This window comes from Gelidibacter sp., from assembly GCF_035577925.1.
Lineage (GTDB): Bacteria > Bacteroidota > Bacteroidia > Flavobacteriales > Flavobacteriaceae > Gelidibacter.
Window position 1 is genome coordinate 1 of sequence record NZ_DATJCY010000248.1, and the last position, 8,715, is coordinate 8,715.

At 33.2% G+C, this 8,715-nt stretch carries 9 protein-coding genes; 2 read left to right on the top strand and 7 right to left on the bottom strand.

Features of this window, described 5'->3' with window-relative positions; translation table 11 throughout:
- The 4 genes from VNJ50_RS09945 to VNJ50_RS09960 form a co-directional block, all read right to left on the bottom strand.
- On the bottom strand, nucleotides 1-752 hold a 752-nt coding region (locus VNJ50_RS09945), incomplete at its 3' end, for a Wzz/FepE/Etk N-terminal domain-containing protein (RefSeq protein WP_325581428.1).
- Between the two features lie 24 nt (nucleotides 753-776).
- Entirely contained in the window at nucleotides 777-1,508 is a 732-nt protein-coding gene (locus VNJ50_RS09950) for a polysaccharide biosynthesis/export family protein (RefSeq protein ID WP_325581430.1), read from the bottom strand.
- A gap of 68 nt (nucleotides 1,509-1,576) precedes the next feature.
- Nucleotides 1,577-3,469, bottom strand: coding sequence for a nucleoside-diphosphate sugar epimerase/dehydratase (locus VNJ50_RS09955; RefSeq protein ID WP_325581432.1), 1,893 nt, complete (start codon nucleotides 3,467-3,469; stop codon nucleotides 1,577-1,579).
- 3 nt (nucleotides 3,470-3,472) lie between these two features.
- The gene (locus VNJ50_RS09960) at nucleotides 3,473-4,591 is read right to left on the bottom strand and encodes a DegT/DnrJ/EryC1/StrS family aminotransferase (protein WP_325581434.1); all 1,119 of its coding nucleotides are present in this window, start codon (nucleotides 4,589-4,591) and stop codon (nucleotides 3,473-3,475) included.
- A gap of 396 nt (nucleotides 4,592-4,987) precedes the next feature.
- Between VNJ50_RS09960 and VNJ50_RS09965 the strand changes: the two genes are divergently transcribed.
- Both VNJ50_RS09965 and VNJ50_RS09970 read left to right on the top strand, forming a co-directional pair.
- The gene (locus tag VNJ50_RS09965; protein ID WP_325581435.1) at nucleotides 4,988-5,959 is read left to right on the top strand and encodes an ATP-grasp domain-containing protein; all 972 of its coding nucleotides are present in this window, start codon (nucleotides 4,988-4,990) and stop codon (nucleotides 5,957-5,959) included.
- On the top strand, nucleotides 5,943-6,599 hold the full coding sequence (locus VNJ50_RS09970) for an HAD family hydrolase (RefSeq protein ID WP_325581436.1): 657 nt from the start codon (nucleotides 5,943-5,945) through the stop codon (nucleotides 6,597-6,599). The genes VNJ50_RS09965 and VNJ50_RS09970 overlap by 17 nt, the downstream gene beginning before the upstream one ends.
- A gap of 42 nt (nucleotides 6,600-6,641) precedes the next feature.
- Here the strand turns inward: VNJ50_RS09970 and VNJ50_RS09975 are convergent, their stop codons facing one another.
- From VNJ50_RS09975 to VNJ50_RS09985, 3 genes are all read right to left on the bottom strand, one after another.
- Nucleotides 6,642-7,253, bottom strand: a complete 612-nt coding sequence (locus tag VNJ50_RS09975) for a sugar transferase (RefSeq protein WP_325581442.1) — start codon at nucleotides 7,251-7,253, stop codon at nucleotides 6,642-6,644.
- A gap of 14 nt (nucleotides 7,254-7,267) precedes the next feature.
- On the bottom strand, nucleotides 7,268-8,404 hold the full coding sequence (locus VNJ50_RS09980) for a glycosyltransferase family 4 protein (RefSeq protein WP_325581438.1): 1,137 nt from the start codon (nucleotides 8,402-8,404) through the stop codon (nucleotides 7,268-7,270).
- A 6-nt stretch (nucleotides 8,405-8,410) separates the two neighbouring features.
- On the bottom strand, nucleotides 8,411-8,715 hold a 305-nt coding region (locus VNJ50_RS09985), incomplete at its 5' end, for an asparagine synthase-related protein (protein ID WP_325581440.1).

Genomic DNA, 8,715 nt, shown 5'->3' on the forward strand with positions numbered 1-8,715 from the left:
AAGAAATCAACCGCACGTTCTGGGATATTGTCTTTAAGTTGTAGCTGTACTATGCTCAATCCATCTTCCATCGAAGTTTTTATTTTCGGCTTGTATAAGTCAACCATAAAATTTATTGGATTGATAGATACCTTTAAATTACTACCAATCTTTGGACTGTGATTACCAATATTGGGAATTATGATCATATCGCCAAATCGTGTTTTAATACGATCACCAAACGCATATAGTGTTCCATCAGAATCTGATCGATCAATAATAGACTTTCCATTATCGGTAAACATTAAGAATTCTGAAGACGATTTTACTTTAATGAAGAGTGTTGTGTCTACTTGGTGGATGATGGAGTCACTGACAAAAAAATTTAGTTTTAATGGAGGATTTTTATAAAGTTCCTGCTCTTTGATTTTACCTTGTTCATAGTATCTGATGTTAAGATGTAAGTTTTTTACAATATTACTAATAATACTGCGTGAAGTCATTACAGCAATTTCATCCTTAATTTTATTGCTTCCTTCAGCAAATAGTCCACCTTTAGTAAGTTCAGCCATACTTGGCAATTTTTGAGATTGCTTTTCATCTTTAATCTTAATGGTTGCGGATGCTTCGTACTGATAGGTAGTATATCGAAGAAAAACGAAAGCTAATCCAATTGTTAAAATAATACAAAACAAGATTAATTTCCAATTGGAAAGATAGAGATCCAACGTTTTTTTTAATTCTTCTGTAGATGGGGTATTTTTTGGGTGCATGTTTTTTATTGTTGTTGTATGAGGTTATTTAATCAAGAAAACAGCTACAATGGTTGTTAATGTACCAATGGCCGAAATGAGGATGGCATTATTTTGATTGTAATTTGCCGAACGTACTCTGGCATTGTTAGGTTCAACTATTAAAACATCATTTTGCTGGAGATAGTAAAGTGGGGAACTTACCGCGTTTACAGAAGTAAGGTCTATTTTAGCAAACTTTTTTTGGCCATCTACTTCGCGAATTAAAAGTAAGTTTTTACGTTTACCATAAATTGTTAAATCATTGGCTAAGCCCAGCGCTTCTGGTAATGAAATTCGTTCGTTTTGAATGGTAAATGTGCCTGGGTCAGAAACTTCTCCAAGTACTGTTATCGTAAAATTTAACAGTCTTATATTTACAATCGGATCTTTGACATGCTCACTTATTTTGTTTTTCAACATTTCGGTTAGTTGTATTCGTGTCATACCCGCAATATGTAAAGTACCCAAAACTGGAAATTCAATATTACCATTATAATCAATTAAATAGGTTTGCATTCTTGCATTACCTGTGACATTCACGAGGTCATCACTTTCCGATACAATCATTAAATTAAACGGTTGAACAACTTTGGGGTCTTCAGCACTAACAGTTATCATTAAGATATCATCAGGTTTATAAATTAGCTGCTCAGGAGTTGAATTAAGATAACCTTCACTCAAAGGGCGGTCTTGAAAATACACGAAATCTTTGCTCGTAGTGCACGATGTAGCCATTGTTACGACTAGTATTGAGAGTATAATAAGTTTTGTTTTCATTTTTTGAGGAGATTTTTTAAACAAGATTATTTTCTATTATCCAGAACTTCATATGTAGAGTTGTTAGATTTATATTCCGGAATTAACTGTTTTATTGAGGACACTATTTCTAAGGGTTGTGTTAATGAGTTTAATGTAGTTAGTTTGTTTATTTGGATTTCTACGTTAGCAACATCTATATGTCTTGATTTTGCAATCATAATCTTATCATGGTAAGTTTTTATGGTGTTTTCACCATCAGCCAAGAGTTCTTCATAAATTTTCTCGCCCGGCCTTAAACCAGTAATCTTTATATCAATATCCTCAGGGTAACGTAGTCCGGATAAGATGATCATATTGGTTGCAAGGTTAAATATTTTGACCGGTTCGCCCATGTCAAATACAAAAATTTCTCCGCCGTTGCCCATTGCTGCAGCTTCCAATACCAATTGGCATGCTTCAGGGATGGTCATAAAATATCGGGTGATATCTTTATGCGTAACAGTTAAAGGGCCACCTTTTGCAATTTGTTTTTTAAATAATGGAATCACAGATCCGTTGGATCCTAATACGTTACCAAATCGGGTGGTAATGAATTTTGTCTTTCCTTTTTCTTTGAGACAGGTAATGTAGAGTTCGGCAACACGTTTTGTGGCTCCCATAACATTGGTAGGGTTGACGGCCTTGTCTGTAGAAATTAGAACAAACTTATCTACACTGTGTTTAACAGAAATATCAACAACATTTTTAGTGCCTACAACATTAACACTAACGGCTTCAAACGGATTGTTTTCCATTAAAGGGACGTGTTTGTATGCTGCTGCGTGAAAAACAACTTTAGGTTTATATAAGTTAAATATTTGATCAATTCGACATTCGTTTCTTACATCAGCAATAATTGCTTCTATATTTTCTAAACCCAGTTGTCTAAATTCTTGTTGGAGATCATAAAGTGCTGATTCGCCATTATCTACCAGAATTAGCTTTTTGTAATTATACTTGCTTATTTTCCTGCAAATTTCACTTCCAATGGATCCAGCCGCTCCTGTAATAAGTATGACTTTGTTTTCATATTCATCGGTAAGCGCAGGATTAATAATTGATATTGGGTCTCGTCCCAAAAGATCTTCAATATTGACTTTTTTAATTTGCCCAATACTCAAATCCCCATCAATCCAGTTTTGGACTGGCGGAACAATTTTTACATGAAGTCCTAAATCAAATAAATAACCTGTTATTTTTAGCAGTCGGGTCGGATCAATATTTTGGATTGAAACGATAACTTCTTCAATGGCGTTTTTAGAAACTAATTCCGCAGTTATTTTCTTTAAGCTATAAACCGGGAGAAGATTTATCTTTTTCCCAACTTTGCTTTCATTGTCATCTATAAATCCAATAACTTGATAGCTGTTTTGAGGGTCTTTGCTAATCGCATCATAAGTAATCATTCCTGAATTTCCAGCACCAAAAATCAGCACATTTTTGGTGGGTACAAAATCATTGGTTAGACTGTTGTATAACGATTTTATAACCAATTTAAAACCGATAATGAAAGCTATATTTAGCAATAAATGAATGTAAATGATAGATCCAGGAATGTCAAAAAACTGATCATAATTGAATTTCCGACTAAAGAATGTTACAACAATGAGAATAGTTGCTAAAATATTGGCACCAATAATAATATTGATAATGTCTTTATACCCCGTGAATCTTACAACGCCCTTATGGGATCTTACGGCGATAAAGCATATTGTGGCAGCCACCAAAACAAAAGGAATTTGATTCAAGACTAAATTGATGTCAAAATCCAATTTGAAATTGAATCGGATGAAATAGGCCAAAAAGAAAGTTAGTGCTACAATCAATAAATCGCACAGCAACACCAACCATTTGGAGGCATACTTTTGAGATATCTTATGTATAAACTTATAGGTCATTTGCTAAAAATACGAATTAATAACATCCAATATTCTGTTACGCTCATTATCTGTTAAATTAGAGCCACTAGGCAAGCACAATCCTTTTTCAAACAATTCATCCGACACGCCATTAATATAACTTGGTGCATCCTTAAAAATTGGTTGTTGGTGCATCGGTTTCCATAAAGGCCTAGACTCTATGTTTTCCTTTTCCAATGCCAGTCTTAATCCTTCTCTTGTAGTTTTTGAATCTAACAAAATACAGGATAACCATCGGTTTGAAAAATGACCTTCGGGCTCTTGTAATAAGGAGATTTGCTCAAAATTGCTAAAGGCTTTGGCATAAAAGTCATAATTAGCGCGTCGATTTTCTATGTGGCTATCTAATATAGTCATTTGTCCGCGACCAATACCAGCTACAATGTTGGACATTCGGTAATTATATCCAATATGTGAATGCTGATAATGCGGTGCATCGTCTCGTGCCTGCGTTGCTAAAAATATGGCTTTCTGTTTGTTACTGGCCGTTCTTGTAACTAGAGCACCGCCACCAGAAGTCGTGATGATTTTATTGCCATTAAAAGATAATATTGAGAAATCGCCAAACGTTCCACATTTTTGACCTTTATATTGGCTGCCTAAAGCTTCTGCACTATCTTCAATGACAGGAATATTATAAGTTGCAGCTATTTTATTTATTTCATCTACTTTATAGGGCATTCCATATAAATGTACGGCGACAATTGCCTTTGGATGTTTCCCTTTCGAAATTCTATCCTTAATGGCAATTTCTAATTGTAATGGGCACATGTTCCAAGTTTCCTTTTCACTATCCACAAAAACAGGTGTTGCACCTTGATATACAATAGGATTAGCAGAAGCAGAAAAGGTCTTGCTTTGGCAGATGACTTCATCACCAGTACCAACCCCCAATAGGATAAGACTTAGATGAAGTGCAGCCGTACCAGACGATAACGCCGCGACATTTCGATCTTCATTGAGGTAGGATTGAAGATCCATTTCAAAACCACTAACATTCGGTCCTAAAGGTGCCACCCAGTTAGATGCAAAAGCTTCATGGATGTAAAATTGCTCATTCCCGCTCATATGTGGTGATGAGAGCCATATTTTTGGATTCATAAGTTAAAAATTGTTAAGTAACGTTTAAAATTACCATTCAATTTCATGTCGATAGAGGGGTTGGGGACACGATTTTAGAATAAATGATAAATATCTGTTATTATGTTCAAACCACCCGAATTAAAACGATTAAATGTAAATTTTCACGTTGTTTAATCTGATTATAAATTTAAACAATATGTAGCAATCAGGGATTTTAATTTTTAAAATTTGCCATCAAAACTAAAATATCTAGTTAAGCTAAATATTTTGGCAAATAAAACTACATGTCTATTTACTCCTTGTTTTAAATTTTATGTCGTTTCTTTGACTTGGATTATGTTTTGTATATTATATTTATTGCCTTTAATTAATTTCTGTAAAATATCACTTTAAATTATCAATCAAAATTAGAAAATGAATATTTTAATAACTTCAGCCGGCCGGAGGGTTTCACTTGTGAGATCTTTTCAAAAAGAATTGAAAAGTATTAATCCTTATGGAAAAGTATTCGCAACGGATTCTAATCCTATTTTATCGGCTGCGTGCCAGGTTGCAGATGACTATTTTCAATCACCACGATTAGATGATCCAACGTATATTGATTCTTTAGCTAATTTTTGTAAAATTCACAATATTTCATTGGTCATTCCAACCATAGACACCGAACTTCTTGACCTTGCTAAAAACAAAGAACGGTTTGAAAAATTAGGAATTAATGTGGTCATTTCTTCTATTGAATTAGTCGAAAAATGTAGAGATAAAAGAATGATCCATGATTTCTTTAAAGAACATCATATAAATGTCGCTAAGGAATATCCGAAGGTTGATTACAAACTGCCACTTTTTATTAAACCTTTTGACGGAAGTAGAAGTGTAGATACATTTGTTATTAATACAGAGGATGAATTGACAGATTACCATATAGAGAATGAAAAGCTTATGTTTTTAGAGTATTTGGATCAAGAAGAACATGACGAATATACTTGTGATTTGTATTATGGGAAAGATCATAATTTAAAATGTGTTGTACCTCGAAAAAGAATAGAAGTTAGAGATGGTGAAGTGTATAAAGCTCTAACGAACAATAATGAAATTGTCCCCTATATAAAAAAGAATTTGAATCATATTAATGGTGCCGTTGGATGTCTTACAGCACAGTTTTTTATGAATAAAACAGATAAAAGTAAGATTTATGGCATTGAGATCAATCCTCGTTTTGGTGGTGGGTATCCTTTATCATATTTGGCCGGTGCTAATTTTTCAAAATGGATTATTAATGAATATATGCTGGGTAAATCTATTGAAGATCAATTTGATGTATGGGAAAGTGATTTGTTGATGATTCGTTATGACGATGAAATTTTAGTACATGGATATAAAGGTTGATCAAAATACAGTTGTCGTTTTTGATTTAGATGACACTTTGTACAACGAATTGGATTATTTAAGATCAGCTTACAAATCCATTGCATTATTTTTAGATCGCAATAATTGGAAATTGCTGTTTGCAAAAATGTTTTCTTTATATAGAAATAAATTGAACGTTTTTGAATTTTTGGCAGATGCTTATGATGTCGAAATATCTGTATTAATTGACTTGTATCGAAATCACCAACCCGATATCCAATTGTTTGATGGTGTTCTTGAAATCTTCGAAGCGATAAAATCCAAACAGGGTAAAATTGGAATTGTTACAGACGGCCGTTCAAAAACACAAAGAGCAAAACTTGAAAGTTTAGGAATTTTAAGTTTTATTGATTGTGTTGTCATATCTGAAGAAATTGGTTCTGAAAAGCCAGATGTCGCCAATTTCAAGGTTATTGAGAATACTTTGTCAGGAACAGAATATTATTATATAGCTGATAATTTAAAGAAAGATTTTATTGGGCCTAATGCTCTCGGATGGAAAAGTGTGGCACTGCTAGATAATGGAAAGAATATACATTCTGAATCTTATAAACATTTAAATCCCGAAAATTTACCTCAAGAATTTATCTTTTCGATAAAAGAGATTAGAACGGTTTGAATAATCCCATGAGAATGAATCGTTTTATAAACGAGTGATTTTTTACTGATTTGTTGAACCTTTAAATTCTGGCATATCAAGACTTTCTGAATTGTTGATGTCCGCTCTGTTAATAACTTTGTCTATGGTTTTTAGTATAATTTTAAAATCCAGCGCAAGCGATTGGTGATCTACATAATACACGTCATATTCAAATTTTTGTTCCCAGCTGATGGCATTTCGGCCATTCACTTGTGCCCAACCTGTTATTCCTGGTAAGACTTCGTGCCTTCTAAATTGTGTTTTGTTATAAAGCGGAAGATAATGTGGCAGTAGGGGACGAGGTCCTATCAAGCTCATATCGCCTTTAAGGATATTTAAAAGTTGTGGGAGTTCATCCAACGAAAGTTTTCTACAAAAATTGCCAACTGTAGTTACGCGCTCCAATGCAGGTAATAGTTTGCCGTTTTTATCCGTTTTGTCATTCATGGTTTTGAACTTAATAATCGTAAAGATTTTTCCGTTTTTTCCCGTACGCGCCTGGTAAAAAAATGGTTTACCGTTATTTGCAATTAATAAGGAAATAACCAATACTATGAATATTGGGGATATGATTATTAGTCCAATTGCTGCTGATAAAAAATCAAAAAGGCGCTTTATAGTAGCTTGAAATATATTCATGATATTAATTATATTTTAAGTACATTATTTATCAATTTTAGTAAATCGTTATTAATAATGTTGACATCAAAACGTTCTTCGGCATATTTTCTACTATTATAGCCCATTTCTTTAATTTTATCAGGATTAGTAATAAAATATTCCATAGCTTCAATTAGCGCATCTTGACTTTGCGGTTCTATTAAAAAACCATTAACTCCGTGTCTAACAGATTCTCTACATCCAACAGAGTCAGTAGTGATAATAGGATTGCCGCATGCACAAGCTTCCAAATTTGTTCTAGGTAGGCCTTCGCGATAATAGCTTGGTAAAACAAAAACATCTCTTTGCTGAAGATGTTTTTCGATGTTATGTTGGATGCCATGAAAAATAATCACACCTTGATCATGCAATAAATTTATTTCATCTTTACTAATTGCGGATGGCGAGTTTTCATTGCCACCAATTAAATGGAACTCGGTTTTAGGATATTTTGCTTTCAGGATTTTAGCAGCTTCCATATAATAGGCAATACCCTTTTCTTTAATTAACCTTGCAATTAATAGGAAAGACACATTTTCAGTTGGATTTTTTTCTTTAAATGTGTATTTATTCAAATTAACGCCGGAGCCACTTACAAAATCGACTTTTTGGTGTTTTGTAATTATTTTCCGATCTAAAAATAATTCATAATCATCTTTATTCTGGAATACAATTACCTTGTTTTTTCTTATAGAAAGTTTATACAACATTTCATTAAAGCGCTGCAAGGTTCTTACCTTAAATGAAAGTCCCGTAAAAGCATAGCCTAATCCCGTAATCAATGAAATTACTGGCACTTTACACATATTGGCAGCTATAGAACCATAGATGACTGGTTTTACCGTATATGGAAAAACCAAGTCAATTTTATGGCGTTTTATAATGGATTTGAGTTCTTGTATTGATTTAAAATCTTTTAAGGGATTAAGTCCTGTGCGTTGCAATTTAAAATCAATAGGAACCGCGCCAATGTCTTTAATTAGTTTTCGATAATGTTCAGTAAATTCAGGCGCAGCAGCATATACGTCAAACCCGTTATTGATTAAGTTTTTTATAAAATCGCCTCTAAATTCAATAAGAGAGCCGTCGTACGAGGCTATTAATAATATTCTTTTCTTTTCCATTTTGAACTAACGCTGTTTAAGAAAAGTAAACTTATACCATTTTTGAAAACAATAGTACGACCACACTCTAAAAGTGTTATCTATTTTACTTTCTAGATGATCTTTAACCAATTTGGTAATGAATTCGACATTAAATATGTTTTGATTTGCTAAAAACTCAGGTTCAATATAACTCTCAAGTTCACTTTTAAGACTTTGTCTCAACCAATCGCCAGCTGGACTGCCAAAGCCATTTTTACTTTTATCCAAAAAATCTTTAGGAAATTGATCCCTAAACGCTTCTTTTAAAATGTATTTTTTGTTCCAACCTT

Bases quoted from the DNA above. Each gene is read 5' to 3' on its own strand.
- VNJ50_RS09965 (WP_325581435.1), top strand. From the start codon at position 4,988: ATGAATATTTTAATAACTTCAGCCGGCCGGAGGGTTTCACTTGTGAGA.
- VNJ50_RS09980 (WP_325581438.1), bottom strand. From the start codon at position 8,404: ATGGAAAAGAAAAGAATATTATTAATAGCCTCGTACGACGGCTCTCTT.
- VNJ50_RS09955 (WP_325581432.1), bottom strand. From the start codon at position 3,469: ATGACCTATAAGTTTATACATAAGATATCTCAAAAGTATGCCTCCAAA.
- VNJ50_RS09950 (WP_325581430.1), bottom strand. From the start codon at position 1,508: ATGGCTACATCGTGCACTACGAGCAAAGATTTCGTGTATTTTCAAGAC.
- VNJ50_RS09970 (WP_325581436.1), top strand. From the start codon at position 5,943: ATGGATATAAAGGTTGATCAAAATACAGTTGTCGTTTTTGATTTAGAT.
- VNJ50_RS09960 (WP_325581434.1), bottom strand. From the start codon at position 4,591: ATGAATCCAAAAATATGGCTCTCATCACCACATATGAGCGGGAATGAG.